Consider the following 21,511-nt stretch of genomic DNA (forward strand, 5'->3'; position numbering starts at 1 on the left):
CATCGAGTGCAATTGTCTCTGCTCACCTGTTATTTAGGCAGCTAACCCTGTTTAATAACATCAATGGTGGCTCAGGCAGGGCAGCCTTCGGGCTGGCCGGTGTCCTTGTAGGCCGGTACTGCGAACCTTGTCTGAGCTACCACCCAAAGAGTTTCGCAGCTCCAGTGGTAGTCGTATTCACTACAAGGAGTCGTATATGAAACTATCGCATAGCCCCACATTTCTGCCCTTCTGCTCTGCTGTTCCTGTGCTGTTAAAAACAGGAGCACCCCGTCATGAATAATCGCGACTGGCATCAGGCCGATATCATTGCCGGATTACATAAGAAAGGTACAACGATGGCCGCCGTATCCCGCGCTGCCGGTCTGAGTTCCTCGACACTGTCTAACGCACTTTCAAGACCCTGGCCGAAAGGCGAAATGCTTATTGCGCAGGCACTGGATATGCACCCGAGCACCATCTGGCCAAGCCGGTATTTTGATCCAAAGACGCGTGAACTTATTCAGCGGAAGGTGAGATCTGCAGGCGGCGTGTAGAAAGTTATAAAAAACCCCACACCCGCTTCTCAGCGAATGTGGGGTTTTAGCAATCTAAGCGTTAATCCAAATTACATCTGGATCAGATGTTTGATTTTCACGTCTGGATTAGTATCGGCTGCGTAATCAACGCCGTTCAGGCCAAAGCCGAACAGACGCATGAACTCGCTTTTGTAGCCCGCGAAATCTGTCAGCTCAGGGATGTTGTCATTGGTGACTTCATCCCACAGCTTGCCGACTTCTGCCTGCACTTCTGGCGCGATCTCTTTCAGGTCAGCGCGCAGACGGCCTTCGTTGTCGACCAGCGGCTCAGCGCCGTACAGGCTGTCTTTGTACAGACCGTAAACCTGCTCGATACAACCTTCGTGAGTGCCCTTCTCTTTCATCACTTTGAACAGCAGGGAAAGGTACAGCGGCATCACAGGGATAGCAGAACTCGCCTGAGTGACAACGGCTTTCAGTACGGAAACACGTGCGTCGCCGCCCTGCTCTGCCAGTGTGCTGCGGATATCCAGAACACGTTTGTCCAGATCCTTCTTCGCTTCACCGATAGAACCGTTCCAGTAGATGTCCTGCGTCACTTCTTCACCCAGATAGGTGAACGCCGTGGTTTTCGCGCCTTCAGCCAGTACACCGGCGGCTTTCAGATCGTCGATCCACATCTGCCAGTCTTCACCACCCATGACCGCAACGGTGCCCGCGATTTCTTCAGGGGTTGCCGGTTCCAGCGTGGTTTCGTTGATGGTTTCTTTATCGGTATTGATGCCACGAATGGTGACTTGCTTACCGATTGGTTTCAGGGTGGAGTTGAACACTTCACCGGTTTTCGGATGGGTACGGCGCGGCGCGGCCAGGCTGTAAACCACCAGATCTACCTGACCTAAATCTTGTTTGATCAGCTCAATGGTCTTTTGCTTCACTTCATCAGAGAACGCGTCGCCGTTGATGCTTTTAGCGTACAGACCTTTTGCGTCCGCAAATTCTTCGAAAGCAGCAGAGTTGTACCAGCCTGCGGTAGCGGTTTTGGATTCATCGCCCGGACGTTCGAAGAAGATGCCCAGCGTTGCTGCGTCAGAACCGAAAGCAGCTGAGATGCGGGCAGCGAGGCCGTAACCGGTAGAAGCACCGATCACCAGGACTTTTTTCGGACCGCCTTCGATTTTGCCTTGCGCGGTAACGTAGTCGATTTGTTCTTTAACGTTCGCCTTGCAACCTTCCGGATGGGCAGTAACACAGATAAAGCCACGGATGCGTGGTTTGATAATCATATAGACCTCATTGCAACTGTCTCAGTAAATTGGCCGATAGAATATAGGTTTGCGCCGTTTCAGGCAAAACCTGCTGCTTTTTCCCATCGTAAACAGACTTCTCTGAAGTAAAAACAGCGCTTATTTTACCCGAATGGATAAAAAACGAACCGCGATATCCTCTTTGAGAAAGTGTAATGCACTTCCCGTCTCACTCCTGCGCGGCATTCAGTATTTTCCGAAATTTTTGTGTCTGCGTTGTAATCCATGACTAATTTCCCCCGCCGCCTACCAAAATCCTAAACATGGGTTAGATTTAGAGGTTGTGTGATCTGCATCACACAAAAATATGACAACAATAATGAAATACAGGGAGCACTTGTGACTGAGAAACTCAACAGCGGGCAGGAAAGCGAGGCGAAGAAAACGCCGCCGCCGACCGAACCGCTGGTAAAAGTAATTGCGTTTATTGCCACCCTCGGTGGTTTATTGTTTGGCTACGATACAGGTGTGATTGCGGGCGCGCTGCTGTTCATGAAGCACGATCTGCATCTGACGTCGGTGACCACCGGTATGGTCACCAGCTTCCTGATACTGGGTTCTGCCATCGGTGCGATCTTTGCGGGTCGGGTCGCTGACCGGTTCGGGCGCAAAAAAATCATTCTGGTGATGGCGATCATATTCATGGCCGGTTCGCTGGGTTGCGCCATGGCACCCAACGTTGTGCTGATGATTATGTTCCGCTTTATTCTCGGACTGGCCGTCGGCGGCGCGGCGGCGATTGTGCCGATTTATATCGCTGAAATCGTGCCTTCTAACCGCCGCTGGCAGTTCGTCACCTTGCAGGAACTGATGATCGTGTCCGGCCAGCTGATTGCTTACACCAGTAACGCGGCCATTAACGAAGTGTGGGGCGGCGAAACCACCTGGCGCTGGATGCTGGGTGTCGCCTGTGTTCCGGCAGTGATTTTATGGGTCGGTATGTTGTTCCTGCCTGACACGCCGCGCTGGTATGCCATGCATGGCCGCTATCGCGAGGCGCGTGACGTGCTGGAGCGCACCCGTAAAGCAGGCAGAGTAGAGAAAGAGCTGAGTGAGATCCGCAGTTCTATGAGTTCCAAAAGCGAGAAGCATTCCCGCCGCCAGAAGACTATTTCCGTCTGGATGAAACGCCTGGTATTTCTGGGAATTGGTATCGCCATGCTGCAACAACTCTCCGGCGTGAATACCATCATGTTCTACGCGCCGACCATGTTGCAGGCCACGGGCTTAAGCACTAATGCATCTCTGATGGCGACTATCGCCAATGGGGTGATTTCGGTGATCATGACGTTTGTGGGCATCATGCTGCTCAGCCGTTTCGGACGCCGTCCGTTGCTGCTGACCGGTCAGATCGGCTGTACCCTGACGCTGCTTGCCATCGGATTAGTCACCTGGCTGATGCCGGAAACTGTCAACGGCCATCCCGATGCGGTTCGCAGCTATCTGGTTCTTGGCGGTATGCTGATTTTCCTCTGCTTCCAGCAGGGCGCGTTGTCGCCTGTTACCTGGCTGCTGCTGTCGGAAATGTTCCCGATGCGCATCCGCGGTATGGCTAACGGCGTATCAGTCTTTGCTATGCAAATGACCAACTTCTCCATCGCCTTTATGTTCCCGATCATGCTGGATACCATCGGACTGACGATGTCCTTCTTCTGCTTTGCCGCCATCGGTGTCGCAGGGGGCATTTTCGCGATCATCTTCGCACCGGAAACGCAGGGCAAAACGTTAGAGCAGATTGAAAAACACTTCAAAAAACACTTACAGGATGATCCTGCTCCGCAGGAATCAAGAAGTTAAGGCTGTGATGTCATAACCTTACCGGTCAGGCTTTGGTCTGGCCGGTAAAATATGCTAAGAACAAAGTGTCATATTTGACCTTTTCATCCCTGTTTACACAACGCTTATGCTAAAACTGCATCTTTATTCGCCAAGAGGTTCAAATATGACACTTTCCGTCATATAATGAGATAACTTGCTTAATTTCTCACCGACCGAGCCTGATAGAGTCAAATATGACCCCGAGCAGCGTAGAAACTTTCCTCTCTCAGCTTTCCGAAAATGAAAGGCGGTTATTTATTGAACGGCTAAGTGCCGTTCAGCGTCTCCCTTTTGAGCCATCCGGGCTGACACCACTCATCATTCAAAAGATGAAACAACAAAACATTACCTATCAGGAAATGGCTCTGCAAATTGGCGTATCTTTATCAACTTTTAAAAGAATAGTTGCAGACCCTGCGGGTTCGAAAACTATCAATCTCAATGCCTTACTAAAAGAACTCGGGATAAATGTATGGCTCGAGAAATAGAAGTATGGTTGTACGATGAAGCCGCCGGCATATTGAGCGAGCTTGAAAACAAGTATGAATTTTCGTATTTCACCGGCTATGCGGGTCCCGCCCTCTCCATCAGTATGCCGGTCAGAACAGAGCCTTACATAAGTCAGGACTTACATCCTTTCTTCAAAGGATTGGCACCTGAAGGGTGGTTGCGCAAGCGCTATTCAGAAATTCAGAAAATCGACTCAAGGGACTTATTCGGATTACTCATGCATAACGGTGATGATTTGCTGGGTGCCATCGTGATTAAAGAGAGTAAATCATGAACTCAGAACACTGCCTGATCAATTTAAGCCGATTGAAAGGTGTCGAAATTGGGAGCGGATATTCCAGAAAAGGCATCAAACAATTACTTCTACATCCCAAAATGATGCCAGATTTACCTTTTACACGCAGACAGTTTATTCAGGAACAGCCAAAGCATCAGAAAGGCATGAGCATATCGGGCTATCAACCAAAACTATCATTAGCCATTGAGGATAATGAATTTAGGGTGGTAAGCAATGATGGGACGTACATACTGAAACCCTCTCCGGAAGAGTATCCTCATCTCGCCGAAAATGAACACGCGACAATGACTGTAATGGCTCGCCTCAAATTCAGGGTTCCCCCTTTTGGCCTCGTCCGTTTTCGGAAAGAGGATGAAGCGCAACAGTGTGAGCTGGCCTTTGTGATAAGAAGATATGACCGCGGACAGACTGGTGAAGACCGAACGCATCAGGAACAGCTCGATGGTGCGATGGGAATTAATGATAAATATGGCACTATCAACGATAAAAAAGCGATCAGTTACCAAAGAGCCGCCCGTTTTTTGCTGGATAATCTGGGCAATAATCTGACGAATAAACGCGATATTTTTCTGCGCATCGTTTACGCCTATGTACTCAGTAACAACGACTTTCACCTGCGTAATTTTGGCATTTTGCTACCCCGAAATGCTCCAGCTTCACTTGCTCCTGTTTATGACTTTATCAGCGTTGTTCCTTACCCCGCAGCGTTTGGCGAATATCTCGCGTTGCCACTTCTCGAAAGGGAAGAAAACGATCAGGATAGCGCCCCGGGCCTTGACTCACCTTACGGCGAGTATACAGGCGCTGATTTTGTTGCCCTGGGTGAAGGGATCGGGATCCAAAACCCGCTCGCCAGAAAATGGTTAGCTGATGTCATCAGGAGCCACCAGCTCATTATTGATACTTACCATGAAAGTCATATGCCTGAAGAACAGCGTGACAAAGTTCTGAAATATGTTTCCCGCAGAATGCACCTGCTGGAGGTGATGGATTTACCCTGAACGATCAGGAAAACAATTTTCAACTCCCTTATTCACCCAGCTCAATACACAAGTATTTCATTTCCAGATAATCGTCCATCCCGTGACGTGATCCTTCACGCCCCAGGCCGGACTGCTTGATCCCCCCGAACGGCGCGACTTCGTTTGAAATCAGGCCAGTGTTAATACCCACCATGCCGTATTCCAGCGCTTCCGGCACGCGCCACTGACGCGCTGCGTCGCGGGTAAAAATGTATGCGGCAAGGCCAAACTCTGTATCATTTGCCATCGCCACAGCCTGCGCTTCATCGGTAAAGCTAAATACAGGCGCTACCGGACCAAAGGTTTCTTCACGCGCAAATTTCATCGCTGAGGTAACATTTCCGATAACTGTCGGCTGGAAGAAAGTTCCGCCCAACGCATGCGGCTGCCCCCCGGTCAGTAACGTGGCGCCTTGCGATAACGCATCTTCTATATGTTCCTGCACTTTGCTGACCGCAGCCTGGTCGATAAGCGGCCCCTGCGTGATGCCGGTTTGTGTGCCTTCACCCACGTTGAGTTTTTTCACCTCGTCGACCAGTCTGGCGATAAGTGCCGGATAGATTCCCTGCTGGACATAGATCCGGTTAGCGCAAACGCAGGTTTGCCCGCTGTTACGGAACTTCGAGGCCATGATCCCGGCCACCGCTCGCTCCAGATTGGCGTCATCGAACACAATAAAGGGCGCGTTGCCGCCCAGTTCCAGCGAAAGTTTTTTCACCGTCGGCGCACTTTGCGCCATCAGAATGCGCCCCACTTCAGTCGAACCAGTAAAGCTCAGCTTGCGCACCACCGGACTGTCGCACAACACCTTGCCCGTGGCCTGCGCTGAACCGGTGATCACCTGCAAAACGCCCGCCGGAATACCGGCTTCCATCGCCAGTTGTCCAAGCGCTAACGCAGTCAGGGGTGTCTGTTCGGCTGGTTTAACAATCATTGCGCAACCCGCAGCCAGCGCCGGTGCCGCTTTACGGGTGATCATCGCCGCAGGGAAATTCCAGGGTGTGATGGCCGCACACACGCCAATCGGTTGTTTCAGAACCAGCATCCGCTGCGACGCCTGCACAGGAGCCAGCACGCTGCCTTCGACGCGTTTGGCTTCTTCGGCAAACCATTCGATAAAGGAAGCGGCGTAGACTATTTCGCCCCGAGCTTCCGCCAGCGGTTTACCCTGTTCCGCCGTCAGCAATGCCGCTAAGTCGTCAGCGTGTTCCAGCATCAGCTGTGCCCATTTCTGCATCAGCGCAGCGCGTTGTTTTGCCGTCTTGTCTTTCCAGACTCGCTGCGCCTGTTCTGCATACACGATCGCCTGCGCTGTTTGCGCCGTGGTGATTTGCGGAACGTGACCTATTACCTTTCCGTTTGCGGGATTAATCACATTGTCGAACTCACCGTTTTCACTGTCATACCATTCGCCATTAATGAGGCATTGCTGGCGCAGAAGGCTTAGATGTTTGAGTTGCATAGGTTGCCTCAGTCAGCCAGAACGCGGGATAAAATCGCCAGTGCGTCTTTAAACTGGGCGTCAGGAATGGTCAGCGGATACAGGAAGCGGATCACGTTACCGTGTACGCCGCAGCTCAGCATCAGCAAACCGGCATCCAGCGCTTTGCGCAGATACTGTTTAGTCAGCTCAGCAGATGGTTTTCCGGTCTCGGGATCGTTAAATTCGGCAGCGACCATCGACCCGCGTGCGCGGACATCCACCAGCGCCGGGCATGTCGTTTTGGCTTTTTCCAGCACTTCCACCAGTTCCGCTCCTAACCGGCTGGCGCGGTCACACAATTTTTCTTCTTCGATGATGTCGAGCACAGCAAGGGCTGACGCCACTGCCAGCGGATTACCTGCGTAAGTTCCGCCCAGACCTCCTGGCTCAGGTGCATCCATCAGCTCAGCGCGTCCCGTTACGCCGGATATCGGGATCCCGCCGCCGAGGCTTTTCGCCATCGTGACGATGTCTGGTTTAGCATCCGGATAATAATCCGAAGCAAACATTTTGCCGGTACGGGCAAAACCGCTCTGGACTTCATCAGCAATCATTACAATGCCGTGGCGGTCGCAGATTTCACGCAGCCCTTTTACGAAATCTTCCGGCGCAATATTGAAACCGCCCTCGCCCTGCACCGGCTCATACATAATTGCTGCAACTTGCGAAGGGCTAATATCACTGCGGAAAATACGCTCGATGCTGTCGAGTGCCATTTCAGTGGTGACGCCATGCACGGCATTTGGATATTGCGCATGGAAAACGGAGGCAGGGAAAGGACCGAACCCGACTTTATAAGGTACCACTTTGCCGGTCAGCGCCATGGTCAGCAGCGTGCGTCCGTGGAAAGCGCCGGAGAATGTCAGAATGCCAGGGCGGCCGGTTGCCGCGCGGGCAATTTTAACCGCGTTTTCTACCGCTTCCGCGCCGGTGCTGAAAAAGGTCGTTTTAGCTTTACCATTGACCGGAGCAATCGCATTGATGCGCTCTGCCAGATTCACAAAGCTGGCGTACGGGACAATCTGATAGGCCGTATGCGTGAAAAGGTCGAGCTGTGTGCGGATCGCTTCAACAATTTTCGGGTGACGATGCCCGGTGTTCAGCACAGCAATCCCGGCAGTAAAATCGATGTATTCCCGTCCCTGCTCATCCCACAGCGTGGCGTTTTCCGCCTTCGCCGCGTAGAAATCACACATCACGCCAACACCTCTTGGGGTCGCTTCTTTACGGCGTTTTTCCAGTTCACTGTGACTCATCTTTCGCTCCTGCATAAAGGTTGATGTTTTATAGATTGCCGGTTGCAAGATGAACAATTTGTCGAAATAGCAATCCGTTCTTGTGTTTTATCGCGCCAGCGGTTCTATAATCCAGAACCAGTTTGAATTATTTTGAGGTACCACTTTTGCGTTCACTGCTTTCTGACCTCATTTCGCAACGCCTGACCGGCCTTTCCGATACGTCTACAGGCACGTTGAATAAGCGCGTATATCAGGCGTTACAACAGGCAATTTTCGACGGCAGTATCACGCCAGGCAGCCGTTTACCGGCTTCGCGTGACCTGGCGAAAGAACTGGATATTTCGCGCAATACCGTGCTGGCGGCGTATGACCAATTGCAGGCGGAGGGTTATATTCAGACCCGTACCGGAAGTGGGACTTTCGTCACATCTGATTTGCCCGAGGACGGTGTAATTGCCGATAAAACTGCCCGATATTTTTCACCAGTTCGCAGTCATGTTGCGCTTTCCAAACGTGGCACCCGGTTGCTGACGCGCACAGGCGTTGCCTCGCAACAATGGGGCGCGTTCATGCCGGGCGTACCCGACGTGACCAAATTTCCACATGAAATCTGGCGCAAAATTCATAACCGCCTGAGCCGCCGCCTGCACCCGGAATTCCTGACTTATTCCCGCCACGGCGGATGCCCGCAGCTGCAACATGCACTGGCGGATTATCTTCGTGTTGCACGTTCAGTTGATTGCACGGCTGAGCAGATTCTGATCACCACAGGCACGCATCAGGCGCTGGATCTGCTGGCTAAAATGCTCTGCGACCCCGGCGATACCGCATGGATTGAAGAGCCCAGCTACTGGGGAATTCGTAATGTATTGACCATTAATGGCGTGGATATTCAGCCGGTTCAGGTAGACGACAACGGAATGGATCCACCAGACAATCCGCCTGACAATCCGTCTAAAAAACCACCGGATTGCCGTGTGCCGAAACTGATATGCGTGACACCGTCACATCATTATCCACTCGGCTCGGTGATGAGTCTGGCAAGGCGCCAAAAAATTCTGGCAATGGCCAGTGAGCAAGGCAGCTGGATTGTGGAGGATGACTACGACAGTGAATTCCGTTACTCGGGCAGTCCGATCCCGGCACTGCAGGGACTGAGCAGCGATGCGCCTGTGATTTACGTCGGAACATTCAGCAAGACGCTGTATCCCGCGATGCGCATCAGTTACATGGTTCTGCCCCGCCCGCTGGCATCACGCCTAAAAATTGCGCATTCAGAACTGTACCGCGGGGGAAATGGACTCACGCAACTGACGCTGGCGGAATTTATTCGCGAAGGACATTACGCCGCACACATTCGTAAAATGCGGCTGATTTATGGTAAACGCCGAAATGCGCTGACCCGGATAATTGGACAGGAACTTGGACCAGAATATCTGTGTGAAGACAGCAATGCCGGACTTCATCTGATCCTTTCGCTGCCGGATTCTATTGATGACGTGGCGCTGAGCGCCGAGCTTGAGCAACTTAATATCTTGACCCGCCCTCTCTCAGCTTATTATTTGCGCCCGGCTATGCGTCGCGGATTGTTGCTCGGTTATGGCTGTGTACCTGAGGAAGAAATAGAAACTGCATTCAGGCATATCATCGAGTGTCTGCGACGTCGGTTGCTTTCCGCTGGTACGACCGGGCCAGAGGTAAGTCAGTAAACCTCAATCCCATAATCATGTGATTGCGTGATTGCGTGATTGCGTGATTTTACAATTCTAAGAGCATACAATCAAAAAATCATTGAATCCTATCATCTTGTAATCACCCCAAAAATCTTTGAATCCTGATACTTTCTGCATCCTGAAATCATAAGATAAAAATGTCAGGATTTTACAATCACAGAATCTCTGAATCTTAAGATTTCGGCTGCTTCCATCCTATAATCTTGTAATTACATAATCACATCCTGACCACACAGAATCACAGGATAAGAATCCTAGCATCCTATAATCCCTTATTAATCTCAGGATGATATAATCCTCACCTTCGCCTATAGAATCTCATAATCCTGAAATACGGACATGAAATCTTATAATCCTGAAATCCCGATATAATCCTGAGATTCTACAATCCTTTTGTATTGAGTCGGGGCTTATAATTAAGTCATTGATATACTTATCATGATTATGTAATCTCATAATCTTCAACTCCACACATAATCCTATAATCCTGCAATCACCTATTCAGTTATAATCTCAGGATGATAAAATCCCAGTATCCTGACCACAATCTGGCTGCTACAAAAACACTCGTACGGGATGTAAAGATTACAGGATTCCATCATCTCAGAATGATACTTAGTATCATGTGATTCTGGGAGGTTAGAATCCGGGTATGCTATCAGTGTTCCGCTTCGAATATTTTAAAGATTAATCCTGTAATCCTGACACTTCTCGAATCCTGAAATCTGACAGATCATATCATGCTATCTCCGGAGCATAAGATGGTGAGATGGTGAGATGGTGAGATGGTGAGATGGTGAGATGGTGAGATGGTGAGATGGTGAGATGGTGAGATGGTGAGATGGTGAGATTTTATATCCTGATGCGGTCATGTCCAGTCATTTGATTCAACATGTGCATCCTGTCGTCTGTTGATACTGGGATAATTGAATCTCAAACTTACAAGATTCAGAGATTCAGAGATTCAGAGATTCAGAGATTTAATAATCACCGGATAGCAGGGTTGACGCAAACGCACTGCAAACAGGTTCAACCAAATTCTAAAGATTTCGTAATCCTAAAATCATGAAATCCTGACCTCATAAAATCCTGTGATTTATGTGTATTGCCATTCTCGTATTATCGAATGATGACTTCAATAACCTTGCAGAATCCTGTAATCATAGGATATTGTAATTCGATAATCCTTAGATATTGAAATCCCAGGCTGCAAACTTTATAGTAGCACTCCAATCCTGTGATTCATGGATTAGAAAATCTCAGAATCCTAAGATTACAAACTAGACGAATCCTAAAATCTTATGATTTTGGAATCCTGATATCTTTACTGAACGCTTCATTAAGAGGTTGTCATGGCAGCGAAAATTATTTCCTTCCTTAACGGGAAGGGCGGAGTAGGGAAAACCACGACATCAATAAACATCGCAACCTGTCTGGCAAGACAAGGCCATAAAGTGGTGATGGTTGATACCGATCCACAGGGAAGCATCAGCAACTGGTATGACGAAAGAAAATGCCAGTTTGACCTGGCTGAAGCCGCTTCAGAAAAAGAAGTTTATACCGTACGCAAGCAACTGAAAGAATACGATTACGTAGTGATCGATGGGGCAGCTGCCATTTCTGCAATTTCATCAGCAGCGGTTATGGTCAGTGATTTAGTCCTGATTCCCGTGACACCGTCACCTTTAGATTTTGCCGCCTGTGGCGCTATTCTGGCCGTGGTAGAAGCTCGCGAAAATCTGCAACCCGTTATTGCCCGCTTTCTGATCACTAAAAAAGTGGCATCCGCTAAAATGCTTGAAGTACTGAAAGAATCCATTGCCGACACGGGTGTTCCTGCACTGCGTACCGGCACGACCCAACGCCAGGTTTACATACGAACCATGATGGACGGCGGCACCGTTTTCGATACAACGGACGGTAATGCAAAGGGTGAAATTGAAATTATGACCAAAGAAATCACGGAGTTGCTGAAATGAAAATGAAACTTGGCCAGCACAGACAACTAACTACAGCACTGGACGCTGTGGCTAAACCGCCTGCATCGGTGAAAAAGTTACAAACCAATATCGATGAGGAGCTGCATCGCCGGTTCAAAACCAGCTGCTTCCTGCAGGATCGCGAAATGAAAGACGTTCTGACAGAACTGATCGAAGCGTGGCTCATCCACAACGAACGCGCCTGATAATATAATCGCTGGCTGGATCGGGTCTTACAGGCCCGTTTCTAACTTGATCCAGTCTGTAAACCTTGCTCAGCCTGCCTTAAACGCTAACCAATCCCTTCCTGAAGTATTCTCTCCGTTGTTATCAGATCCCAAGATCAAATAATCTTTTGTTTATTTTATAAGTTTAGATCTTTCTCTTTAGGGAGCATTTTTACTTTTAATTATCATGTAGTTAAAACACATATCGTGGAGTCATTTCCTGCCCGAGGTGGAGATCCTTCATGTTAGATGTGGATCCTTTTCATGGTCAATGTAGAGTCTTTTTCTGTGGATAATTTCTATAGGGATCATGCTATTACCAATGTGGAATAATTTTCTGTGGATACTTTCCTCCTGTGTCATGTCACTACGCCCGGACGACCCAAAACTCGCTAACATACTGCCATAACTGTTTTTTCTTATACGTGGAGACTTTTCCTGATCGAGGAGGAAAGTGGGTTATGTGGAAGAATTTCCTGTGACAGCGTCACGTGGTGTCACAAAGAGCCAAATGGGATCCCCGAAAGTCCGCCGGCAGGGCACAGCGCGGCCTGTTCAGGAGGCATAATGCGTTTATGTGGAGATTTTTCCTGATCCCTGAAAGCCTATATGTGGAAACATTATCTGATCCCGAAAAGAGAGATTTTGATCAAGATTGAACTCGGGTTTATGAAAATCAATGAGTTAGTTTTATTGTGACGGTGTCACTTGATGATATGTGGAGATTTTTCCTGATCCAGGACGTCGTTTAAGCTTTCAAACACCAGGTTGAAAAAAGAAGTGCCCACAATAAGTGGAAAGATTTCCTGATCCCGTAGTCCAGTATATGTGGAAAGATTTTCTGTGATCTGATCGCTGCGGCTACGTGGAGAGATTTCCTGATCAAATGCCTGTCACGTCGCTAATGTGGAGACATTTTCTGATCCCACTCACAGGCATATGTGGAAAGTTTTCCTGATGATCCCTTTGGGGAGCAGAATACAGCCTTAAAACGAAGTGAGAAGGGGATCACATTGCAGGGATTGATGGTTAAACGTGCAATCACCCCTCTAATGTGGAGGAATTATCTGATCATCTGCCAGTGGAGGGGGAGGTATTGTGCTGCATAAGCGTTAAGGATCACTGAGCAGATATGTGGAGTGATTTCCTGTAAAAAGACTGTCGATCCAGCATGTTAAAAAAAGGATCCCTGCTGGGCCTGAAATGCTTATGTGGAGATTTTTCCTGATCGGAATTTTTCGATCCATACTTAACTCAATGATTTTTAGACATTAAATAAGCCTTGTTTTTACTTTACGACAGCATTTTTTATGTGGAATAATTTACCTACTTTCCACTTATGGATCCTGCTACATGGAACTGAATAAACTCACAGTAGTTCAGGGGAACGATCTTCTTGAAGGCGCCTATAGCGTTACTCTGGATGAAATGCGCCTGCTTAACCTGGCACTGGCTCAAATTGATAGCAGGAAACCGCAACCGGATACGCTTTATCGACTTTTCCCTCAGGATTATCAGCGGATCTACGGGGTTAACCCGACAAGCAGCCACCGCCAGTTGCGCGAAGCAGCTGAAAGCCTGATGAAAAAGCCGGTGACCATCTACAAGCCTGATGTGAAAACCGGCAAAGTGCGTACCGTGCAGCTTTCCTGGTTTTCACGTCTGGAATACGTCAGCAGTGACGATCATAGTGCAGTCGTGCTGAGATTCGGGCAAGACGTGGCTCCGTATCTTTATGAACTTAAAGAATCTTTTACCAAACTCAATTTCGCCAATATCGCGAAGCTGGATACCCCGTTCTCCGTACGCCTGTATGGCTGGCTAATCAAAGCCAAGAACCTCTACGGGCGACGCAGTGGCAAAGCCATTGAAGTGACACTTGATCTCAACTGGATGCGCGAGAAGGCCGGTTTAGCGGGCAAATATGAGGACTATCGTGACTTCCGCCAGAAGCTGCTTGAGCCGACGATCAATCGGATCAATGCCAATACCGATATTTCAGTGGTCTGGGAGCCGGTAAAGCAGGGCAGAACGGTCGTATCCATCAAGTTTGCCTACGTGGATGAATCTGCACCAGAAGCCAGCAAGCCGCTGCGTCCGCGCTTACCACGACGTCCGCGTGCCGTGGCCGGTTCCGCACTGGAAGGCGAGTGGGCACGTCGCTGCATCGCCATCTTTGAAGAGTATCGCGAGAAATTAAGTGCTTACGATGTTGAGGAAAAGGCTACCTTGCCGGATCTTCGCAAGCTTTCAGGTTGGTACAAAATGATTGGCGAGAAGAACAAGCAGAAAGAGATCCTCGCCGAAGTCAGTTCCCGCAGCAAAAAAGTGGCTGCCTGACCTCACAGCATTCATCTTCACATTCAACGGCGTATCCTTAAAAAGATACGCCGTTTTTCTTTGCCTGTTATCCGCCAGAAATAGATAAGTTTCCTACAGTGCTCCTGATGTAGTTGGCTCTCTGAGGTTAGTAAGCACTCACTGGGTGTGATCAGGTAATCTTTCCACATTAGCCGTTTTGGCGGCTTTTTCAGCGTACTGTAGCAAAAGCTATAAGCCATATTTTTTCGTTGTTAGACAAGGCTAAACCGCATCCTTACTCTTTGTCATGTTTTGTAAACCGTTTGCACACATTACAGATGAGGGATCTCTTTTGGCTACGTTATTACGTTCCGCTTTCGCGCCAGCCGTACAACGCGCACGTCGCACTGTCTCTTTCAAAATCGCATTACTGGCCAGTGCCGTAATGTTGTCTTCTTTTGCTTTCGCTGATGATGTCTTAAAAGAAGGCATTACACCGGCCACCGATGCCAGTCAGGTTCCTGCTGCAGCTAAACTGCGCACCGATACAGTGATCGCGGGGATCTCCGAACCTCAGGGTATTTTTAACCCTTACTTCTTCGTTAACGGCTGGGATGAAAACGTCACTAATGTGATTTTCGCCCGTCTGATTGACTGGGACAGCCAGGGCAAACTGGTCCCTGGTCTGGCAGAAAGCTGGACGGTCAGCCCTGACGGCAAGACTTACACCATCAAATTGCGCCATGACCTGAAATTCAGCGATGGTTCTCCGCTGACGGCAGAAGACGTCGCGTTCACGCTGACCGTGTTGTACGACCCAAAATATGACGGCGACACCGATATCACGCTGGCGCACATTGCCGGCGGTGATGACTATAAGCAGGGCAAGGCCGACAGCATCAGTGGCCTGAAAGTGATTGACCCGCTGACGTTGCAGGTCACTACCACGCAACCGGGCGCCACCACGCTGCAAAAAATCGGCGGACCGGTACTTTCGAAAGCCTATTACGGCAAAGGCTACACGCGCGGTAATCTCGATTATCTGCGCACGCTGCATGGCAAACCGCTCGGTAACGGCCCGTATGTGTACGACAAATACATTCCGGGGCAGGAGATCCGTTTCCACGCCAACACCAATTACTATCGTGGCGTACCGTCGACTCCGCGCTTTATCTATCGCGTGACCAATCCGTCGACTAATTTCCAGTTATTCCAGACGGGTGACACCGACTATGACGCGTTCACTTCCCGCCCGGATGATATCGAACAGCTGAAGATGCTCGGCTTTGCCAATATCAACCTGTACGGTTCCAGCGATTACAGCAAGATTGAGTTCAACGTCAGACGCCCTGCATTGCAGGATGTGAAAGTCCGTCAGGCGCTGATTTATGGTCTGGATCGCCAGAAACTGATCGACGTGGTGTATCAGGGCTATGGATCGGTGGCGATTGAGCCGATCGCGCCGATTTCCTGGGCGTATAACACTGATGGCGTGAATCCGTACAAATTCGATCCGGCGCAGGCCAACAAATTGCTGGATGAAGCAGGATGGAAAGCCGGCAGTGACGGGATCCGTGTGAAAGACGGTAAACGTCTTGAACTGACGCTGCTTGTCAGCAAAAAAGTGCTGAACGATGCGCTGATCCCGATCGCTAAAGAGAACTATCAGAAAATCGGTGTGCTGCTGAAACCACAGGTGGTGGATTTCAACGCGCTGATGTCTCAGCGCAAGGCCGGGAATTACGATCTGGCGTCGTTCAGTACAAGCACGCTTAACGATCCGCACGATGGCGTCTGGGATTACTACAGCACAGAGTCCACGGAATCGGGCTATAACAATCCTGAAGTCGATAAGCTGATCAACGAAGGCAACGCCACGCTGGATATCGAGAAGCGTAAGCCGATTTATCATGAACTGTATAAAGTGCTGGCGAACGATCCGCCGGTGATCCTGCTGGGTAACCGTAAAATTCTCTCGGCCAGCAGCGCCCGCGTGACCGGTTTTAAACCGGATATCTATAACGGACTGACCGGCAGTCTGCCGGACGTCAAAATCGTAAAATAATCAGAAATAATGCGGCTGCCGGATCCTTCCGGCAGCTTCAATGAGAAAGTCATGAGAAATTTCATTCTGCGTCGTTTGCTTCAAACCATTCCGATGTTGTTCCTCGCTTCACTGCTCATCTTCATGCTGTTTGCCAAAACGCCGGGCGATTTCATTGACGGAAATATCACCCTGACTGCGCAGCGCGCCGCCGAACTTAAAGCGCTTTATGGACTGGATCAACCGCTGCTCAGCCGTTATCTGCACTGGCTGGGTAATCTGCTGCACGGCGATCTCGGCTTCTCGCTGCAATATCAGATCCCCGTCAGTCAGCTGCTGAACCAGTACATCTGGAACTCCTTCCTGCTCGCCACCATTGCGATGGTGCTGTACTGGGGGATCGCGCTGGCGGTGGGCATTGTCTCGGCGATGAAACCTTACTCCCTGTTCGACCATGTGGTGAGCATTGTGATTTTTGCCGCGATGTCCTTCCCGACCTTCTTCCTTTGCCTGCTGCTGATTAAATGGTTTGCCGTGGATCTTCACTGGCTGCCTGTGGGCGGTATGACCAATACAGGCAGCGATGCCACGGGCTGGGCGTGGGTAGCACAAGTGGCTGCGCATCTGGTGTTGCCGGTAGTTGCGCTGGTGATGTTGCAGGCGGGCAGCCTGACGCGTTATTTCCGCGCCAGTATGCTTGACGTGGTGCGTATGGATTTCATCCGTACCGCGCGCGCCAAAGGTCTGCGCGAGCGCACGGTCATCCTGAAACATGCGCTGCGAAATGCGCTGCTGCCGATTATTACGCTGCTGGGTTTCGAGCTGCCGGGGTTGTTTTCCGGAGCGCTGATCACCGAAAAAGTTTTTAACTGGCCCGGAGCAGGGCACATTCACATTGATTCACTGGCGGCGCGTGATTACCCGGTTCTGATGGGGTTTACGTTGTTTCTGGCGGTATTAACCATTCTTGGCAACCTGATTGCTGATGTCCTGTATGCGTGGGCGGATCCGCGCATTCGTGTGAGGTCGTGATGTTTGGCTCTTTATTTCCTACCAACCGGCGGTTACGTGAAGCACAGATCCCCGCGCTGGCACAGGTGACACCGTCACCCTGGTTACAGGCATGGCGTGCTTTACGGCAGAACCGTCTGGCGATGCTCTGCCTGATTTTACTGGTGGTAATGGCAGTCTGGTGCATAGTGGGCCCTTACTATTCGCCATGGCGGGATGATGCGACCGATGCGCTGATGATCAACAAAGCGCCCAACGCTGAGCACTGGCTGGGTACCGATTTTCTCGGGCGTGACGTGTATACGCGGCTGCTGCTGGCCGGTCGAATCTCGCTGATTATCGGCATGCTGACTATGTTGCTCTCCGTAACGCTCGGCTATCTGATGGGCGCTGTATCCGGCTATGTCGGCGGTATCACCGACAAAATCATCATGCGTTTTGCCGATCTGGTGATGACCATTCCGAGTTTGCCGCTGCTTATCGTTATGGGCGCGATGCTGTCTGAACTGGATTTCTCGCCGGACTCCCGCGTGTACATGGTGATCGTCATGCTCAGTTTGCTGGAATGGCCGAAACTGGCGCGTCTGGTGCGCGGGCAGATCCTCTCCCTGCGTGAGCGTGATTTTATGCTGGCGACTCAGGTTCTCGGATTGTCGTCGCGCCGTCGCCTGTTCGGTCACTTACTGCCCAATACCGTGCCGATCCTGGTGGTGATGGCGACGATGGCCGTGGCGAACGCCATCCTCAGCGAATCTGCGCTCAGCTATCTGGGATTAGGCGTGGTGCCGCCAACGCCGTCGTGGGGAAATATGATGGATGCCGCCAACAGCCTGATCGACTTCCAGCGTCGTCCATGGTTGTGGATGCCGCCGGGCGTGGCGATTTTTATTACGGTGATTGCGATTAATGTGCTGGGCGATGGCCTGCGTGATGCGCTGGACCCCAAGATGAAACGGAGCAAAAAATGACTGAACCCTTGATCCGTTTTAACCAGCTTTCATTATCTTTTGCCAGCGATGAAGGACGTGTGCGTGCGGTGCAGGACGTCACGTTCGACATTCAGGCCGGGCAGACTGTCGGTGTTGTTGGTGAATCAGGCTGCGGAAAAAGCGTCACAGCGATGTCGCTGATGGGGTTATTACCGCCACAGGCCGCCCGCATTGATGGCGGAGAAATCCTGTTTCAGGGGCGTGATTTGCTGAAACTGCGTTCGTCACAAATGGCGGATCTGCGCGGCAATCAGCTGGCGATGATTTTCCAGGAACCGATGACCGCGCTCAATCCGGTGCTGACCATTGGCGAACAGCTGGTGGAACCGCTGATCCGCCATCGTGGTGAATCACCGAAGTCGGCGTGGACACTGGCAACGAAGATGATCACTGAAGTCGGACTGGCGCGCGCGGAAAGCCTGATGACCAGTTATCCGCACCAGCTTTCCGGCGGCATGTTGCAGCGCATCATGATTGCGATGGCACTCAGTTGTAAGCCGCAGCTGCTGATTGCGGATGAACCCACCACCGCGCTCGATGTCACCGTGCAGGCGCAAATCCTGCGTTTACTGCGCGATCAGGCACAGCAAAATCATATGGCGCTGATGCTTATCACCCACGATTTAGGCGTGATCGCTCAGATGGCAGATCACGTGGTGGTGATGTATGCCGGTAAAATTGTTGAGCAGGGCGCGACCGCCGATGTGCTGCGTAATCCGCTGCATCCTTATACGCAGGGGCTGATCGCTTCGCGTCCCACCGCGGGAGAACGTCGCCGCCGCTTGTATTCCATTCCGGGACAAGTGCCAAGTCTGGCCGCATTGCCGCCTTACTGTGCATTCACCGATCGTTGTGCGCGCGCTACCGAACGTTGCCGTGAAGGGATCCCGCCTCTGGAAGGAAAACACCGTCAGGCCGCCTGTTTCTATAGCGGGTTAACGACGGCGCAAGAGAATAAAGACACGGAGCGGCAACCATGAACGCGGAATATCTGATTGAAGTCGACGGGCTGAAAAAGTATTTCCCGATCCGCGACGGCGTATTCGGACAGGAAACCGGACAGCTGCGGGCGGTTGATGGCGTCAGTTTTAACATCCGCAAGGGCACGATTTTCGGGCTGGTCGGGGAATCTGGCAGCGGCAAAACCACGGTAGGGCGCACGCTGCTTGGGCTGTATGACAAAACTGCGGGCAGCGTGAAATTTCGTGGCGAAGAACTTCATGCCTTGAAGCCAAAACAACTGAAAGCGTTGCGTCCGAAAATCCAGCTGGTGTTTCAGGATCCGTACAGTTCGCTGAATCCCCGCATCCGCGTCGGTGACGCCATTGGCGAGGCGATGCTTGAGCACCGGTTGTGTTCACGCGCAGAACTGCGGGAAAAAGTGCTGGAAGTGATGAAAATCTGCGGGCTGTCCCCATTGCATTACAACCGCTTTCCGCATGAATTTTCCGGCGGTCAGCGCCAGCGTATTGGCATTGCCCGTGCGCTGATCCTGCAACCGGATTTTATCATTGCCGACGAACCTATTTCGGCGCTCGATGTGTCCATTCAGGCGCAGATCATCAATTTGTTCTCGGATTTACGCGACGATCACGGCGTGACATTTTTGTTTATCTCGCATGATCTTGGCGTGGTGGAACATCTTTGTGATGACGTGGCGGTGATGTATCTCGGCCATCTGGTGGAAACCGCCAGTCGGGATGTGCTGTTTGAGCGGCCTTTGCATCCGTACACGCAGGCGCTGCTGGCGGCGGTGCCGACGCTCGATCCCGACAGCGAACCGGTCGCGATGGTCAGCGGGGAAATCCCGGATCCGTCAAAACCGCCCGCCGGTTGTCGTTTCCACACCCGCTGCCCTCACGCCATAGCTCGTTGCCGGGCGGAAACTCCGTTGCTGCGTGAAGTGGAAAACGGTCACCGCGTGGCCTGTCATCTGGTGTAAAACAGATTGATATAAACCTGCCCGCCGGACTTCAGTCTTCGAGGATCCGGCGGGCTTCCATCTGCATTTTTTGCCCGACGCTTTTGGTCACGTCGATCACTTTTTGCGTCGCCGGTGAGAGAAACGCGCCTTCCAGCCAGGTGATGCCCACCCGACGTTCCATCACTAACTGATCGTTATCGATACGGATCAGCCGCGAAAGAAATTCTTCTTCGACCAGAATGTTTTCGGACAAAAAACTTAGCAAACCGCTTTTCGCGATCAGTCCCGGCACCGATGCCAGCGAGCTGATTTCCACTTTGACGTCTGGTGGCGAGCAATGATTTTCATAGAACATCTTATCCAGCCACTGGCGCATCGAGACGGTTTTCGCCGGTAAAATCCAGCCATAACGGCTGAGTTCGCGCAGGCTGGCGGGTTTACCGGCCAGCGGATGATCGCGTGAGGCCGCGACGATCACCCGGTCTGCGGTGACCGGCAACTGCACCACCGGACTGTCGTAATTGACCAGCGGACCGATAATCACATCGATGGCATGACGTTCCAGCAACGTAAAAAGTACGTCGTTCATGCCGATCTGGATTTCCAGTTTCATATTCGGCACCTGCGATTGCAGCATTTTGCAGATTTCAGGGAGCAGGAATTGCGTTGCGGAACCGGAAACGCCGACGCGCACAATCCCGCCCGCGCCGCTGCTCAGTTCATTCATGATTTCGCCCAGCTCAAGGTAGGAACTTTGCAGCGCTAAACCACGCTGATAGAGCACCCGTCCTGCTTCGGTCAGTTCCAGCCCGCGACCTGCCCGTTTGAACAGTTTGATGTTCAGTTCTTTCTCTAAACGGGTGATGGATTTCGAAAGCGCAGGCTGAGTTATATTTAAATTTTGTGACGCAAGTCTCAAATTCATCATCTCTGCGGCTGTCACAAAATACTCTAAGTCTCTGTTATTTAACATTGATTCCTGAAATTCATCGATTTGATAATAAAATATAGTAGAAGGCATGAGAGGCAGGGTCAATAATCACGCCAACGTTGCGACGGGCAAGCCGTTTTCGCAACACGAACGCCAGCGAATTTACCTGTTTTTAAGT

The 21,511-nt window shown here is 50.9% G+C and carries 18 protein-coding genes and 1 pseudogene; 15 read left to right on the forward strand and 4 right to left on the reverse strand.

The features are described from left to right. Positions 1 to 23: 23 nt before the first annotated feature. Positions 24 to 108: pseudogene (locus tag EC840_RS25720) on the forward strand (ash family protein); the annotation flags it as partial. Positions 109 to 275: 167 nt separating this feature from the next. Further along, complete coding sequence (locus EC840_RS06705; RefSeq protein ID WP_132964570.1) at positions 276 to 536, forward strand: helix-turn-helix transcriptional regulator; 261 nt, start codon at positions 276 to 278, stop codon at positions 534 to 536. A gap of 71 nt (positions 537 to 607) precedes the next feature. On the opposite strand, the gene fabV is transcribed toward EC840_RS06705, so the two are convergent. Next, complete coding sequence (gene fabV, locus EC840_RS06710; RefSeq protein WP_113876597.1) at positions 608 to 1,804, reverse strand: enoyl-ACP reductase FabV; 1,197 nt, start codon at positions 1,802 to 1,804, stop codon at positions 608 to 610. Positions 1,805 to 2,110: 306 nt separating this feature from the next. Here fabV and EC840_RS06715 point away from each other — a divergent pair, with 306 nt between their 5' ends. The 4 genes from EC840_RS06715 (at position 2,111) to EC840_RS06730 (ending at position 5,452) form a co-directional block, all read left to right on the forward strand. Next, on the forward strand, positions 2,111 to 3,622 hold the full coding sequence (locus EC840_RS06715; RefSeq protein ID WP_259274998.1) for a sugar porter family MFS transporter: 1,512 nt from the start codon (positions 2,111 to 2,113) through the stop codon (positions 3,620 to 3,622). A gap of 215 nt (positions 3,623 to 3,837) precedes the next feature. Then, positions 3,838 to 4,131, forward strand: a complete 294-nt coding sequence (locus EC840_RS06720) for a helix-turn-helix transcriptional regulator (RefSeq protein WP_113876596.1) — start codon at positions 3,838 to 3,840, stop codon at positions 4,129 to 4,131. Then, a complete protein-coding gene (locus EC840_RS06725) occupies positions 4,116 to 4,427 on the forward strand; it encodes a HipA N-terminal domain-containing protein (protein ID WP_132964572.1) in 312 nt (103 codons plus the stop codon). Before EC840_RS06720 ends, EC840_RS06725 begins: the two co-directional genes overlap by 16 nt. Beyond that, positions 4,424 to 5,452, forward strand: a complete 1,029-nt coding sequence (locus EC840_RS06730; protein ID WP_132964574.1) for a HipA domain-containing protein — start codon at positions 4,424 to 4,426, stop codon at positions 5,450 to 5,452. The genes EC840_RS06725 and EC840_RS06730 overlap by 4 nt, the downstream gene beginning before the upstream one ends. Before the next feature lie 28 nt (positions 5,453 to 5,480). Here the strand turns inward: EC840_RS06730 and EC840_RS06735 are convergent, their stop codons facing one another. Both EC840_RS06735 and EC840_RS06740 read right to left on the reverse strand, forming a co-directional pair. Next, the gene (locus EC840_RS06735; protein ID WP_129639612.1) at positions 5,481 to 6,935 is read right to left on the reverse strand and encodes an NAD-dependent succinate-semialdehyde dehydrogenase; all 1,455 of its coding nucleotides are present in this window, start codon (positions 6,933 to 6,935) and stop codon (positions 5,481 to 5,483) included. Between the two features lie 8 nt (positions 6,936 to 6,943). Continuing rightward, positions 6,944 to 8,212: a 4-aminobutyrate--2-oxoglutarate transaminase gene (locus EC840_RS06740; protein ID WP_132964576.1), complete on the reverse strand. Its 1,269-nt coding sequence runs from the start codon at positions 8,210 to 8,212 to the stop codon at positions 6,944 to 6,946. Between the two features lie 146 nt (positions 8,213 to 8,358). Here EC840_RS06740 and EC840_RS06745 point away from each other — a divergent pair, with 146 nt between their 5' ends. The 9 genes from EC840_RS06745 (at position 8,359) to EC840_RS06785 (ending at position 20,420) form a co-directional block, all read left to right on the forward strand. Next, positions 8,359 to 9,903, forward strand: a complete 1,545-nt coding sequence (locus EC840_RS06745) for a PLP-dependent aminotransferase family protein (RefSeq protein ID WP_132964578.1) — start codon at positions 8,359 to 8,361, stop codon at positions 9,901 to 9,903. Between the two features lie 1,376 nt (positions 9,904 to 11,279). Further along, positions 11,280 to 11,906: a ParA family partition ATPase gene (gene parA, locus EC840_RS06750; protein WP_132964579.1), complete on the forward strand. Its 627-nt coding sequence runs from the start codon at positions 11,280 to 11,282 to the stop codon at positions 11,904 to 11,906. Further along, complete coding sequence (locus EC840_RS06755) at positions 11,903 to 12,112, forward strand: plasmid partition protein ParG (protein WP_112289538.1); 210 nt, start codon at positions 11,903 to 11,905, stop codon at positions 12,110 to 12,112. The genes parA and EC840_RS06755 overlap by 4 nt, the downstream gene beginning before the upstream one ends. A gap of 1,374 nt (positions 12,113 to 13,486) precedes the next feature. Then, entirely contained in the window at positions 13,487 to 14,473 is a 987-nt protein-coding gene (locus EC840_RS06760; protein ID WP_112289539.1) for a replication initiation protein, read from the forward strand. Positions 14,474 to 14,879: 406 nt separating this feature from the next. Continuing rightward, the gene (locus tag EC840_RS06765) at positions 14,880 to 16,499 is read left to right on the forward strand and encodes an ABC transporter substrate-binding protein (RefSeq protein WP_243701039.1); all 1,620 of its coding nucleotides are present in this window, start codon (positions 14,880 to 14,882) and stop codon (positions 16,497 to 16,499) included. A 51-nt stretch (positions 16,500 to 16,550) separates the two neighbouring features. After that, positions 16,551 to 17,510 (forward strand): ABC transporter permease, encoded by a 960-nt coding sequence (locus tag EC840_RS06770; RefSeq protein ID WP_132964583.1) that lies wholly within the window; start codon positions 16,551 to 16,553, stop codon positions 17,508 to 17,510. Continuing rightward, positions 17,510 to 18,457, forward strand: coding sequence for an oligopeptide ABC transporter permease (gene opp4C / locus EC840_RS06775; protein ID WP_165929014.1), 948 nt, complete (start codon positions 17,510 to 17,512; stop codon positions 18,455 to 18,457). The genes EC840_RS06770 and opp4C overlap by 1 nt, the downstream gene beginning before the upstream one ends. Next, positions 18,454 to 19,458: an ABC transporter ATP-binding protein gene (locus EC840_RS06780; RefSeq protein WP_132964586.1), complete on the forward strand. Its 1,005-nt coding sequence runs from the start codon at positions 18,454 to 18,456 to the stop codon at positions 19,456 to 19,458. The genes opp4C and EC840_RS06780 overlap by 4 nt, the downstream gene beginning before the upstream one ends. Further along, positions 19,455 to 20,420, forward strand: coding sequence for an oligopeptide/dipeptide ABC transporter ATP-binding protein (locus EC840_RS06785; RefSeq protein WP_132964588.1), 966 nt, complete (start codon positions 19,455 to 19,457; stop codon positions 20,418 to 20,420). The genes EC840_RS06780 and EC840_RS06785 overlap by 4 nt, the downstream gene beginning before the upstream one ends. A gap of 31 nt (positions 20,421 to 20,451) precedes the next feature. Here EC840_RS06785 and EC840_RS06790 read toward each other — a convergent pair whose 3' ends face one another. Then, positions 20,452 to 21,423 (reverse strand): LysR family transcriptional regulator, encoded by a 972-nt coding sequence (locus EC840_RS06790; RefSeq protein WP_314722040.1) that lies wholly within the window; start codon positions 21,421 to 21,423, stop codon positions 20,452 to 20,454. Between the last annotated feature and the right edge of the window lie 88 nt (positions 21,424 to 21,511).

The sequence above is a fragment of the Rahnella sp. JUb53 genome (genome assembly GCF_004346065.1).
Classification (GTDB): Bacteria; Pseudomonadota; Gammaproteobacteria; order Enterobacterales; family Enterobacteriaceae; genus Rahnella; species Rahnella variigena.

Bases quoted from the DNA above. Each gene is read 5' to 3' on its own strand.
- EC840_RS06705 (WP_132964570.1), top strand. From the start codon at position 276: ATGAATAATCGCGACTGGCATCAGGCCGATATCATTGCCGGATTACAT.
- fabV (WP_113876597.1), bottom strand. From the start codon at position 1,804: ATGATTATCAAACCACGCATCCGTGGCTTTATCTGTGTTACTGCCCAT.
- EC840_RS06720 (WP_113876596.1), top strand. From the start codon at position 3,838: ATGACCCCGAGCAGCGTAGAAACTTTCCTCTCTCAGCTTTCCGAAAAT.
- EC840_RS06725 (WP_132964572.1), top strand. From the start codon at position 4,116: ATGGCTCGAGAAATAGAAGTATGGTTGTACGATGAAGCCGCCGGCATA.
- EC840_RS06730 (WP_132964574.1), top strand. From the start codon at position 4,424: ATGAACTCAGAACACTGCCTGATCAATTTAAGCCGATTGAAAGGTGTC.
- EC840_RS06735 (WP_129639612.1), bottom strand. From the start codon at position 6,935: ATGCAACTCAAACATCTAAGCCTTCTGCGCCAGCAATGCCTCATTAAT.
- EC840_RS06740 (WP_132964576.1), bottom strand. From the start codon at position 8,212: ATGAGTCACAGTGAACTGGAAAAACGCCGTAAAGAAGCGACCCCAAGA.
- parA (WP_132964579.1), top strand. From the start codon at position 11,280: ATGGCAGCGAAAATTATTTCCTTCCTTAACGGGAAGGGCGGAGTAGGG.
- EC840_RS06755 (WP_112289538.1), top strand. From the start codon at position 11,903: ATGAAAATGAAACTTGGCCAGCACAGACAACTAACTACAGCACTGGAC.
- EC840_RS06760 (WP_112289539.1), top strand. From the start codon at position 13,487: ATGGAACTGAATAAACTCACAGTAGTTCAGGGGAACGATCTTCTTGAA.
- EC840_RS06765 (WP_243701039.1), top strand. From the start codon at position 14,880: ATGTTGTCTTCTTTTGCTTTCGCTGATGATGTCTTAAAAGAAGGCATT.
- EC840_RS06770 (WP_132964583.1), top strand. From the start codon at position 16,551: ATGAGAAATTTCATTCTGCGTCGTTTGCTTCAAACCATTCCGATGTTG.
- opp4C (WP_165929014.1), top strand. From the start codon at position 17,510: ATGTTTGGCTCTTTATTTCCTACCAACCGGCGGTTACGTGAAGCACAG.
- EC840_RS06780 (WP_132964586.1), top strand. From the start codon at position 18,454: ATGACTGAACCCTTGATCCGTTTTAACCAGCTTTCATTATCTTTTGCC.
- EC840_RS06785 (WP_132964588.1), top strand. From the start codon at position 19,455: ATGAACGCGGAATATCTGATTGAAGTCGACGGGCTGAAAAAGTATTTC.
- EC840_RS06790 (WP_314722040.1), bottom strand. From the start codon at position 21,423: ATGCCTTCTACTATATTTTATTATCAAATCGATGAATTTCAGGAATCA.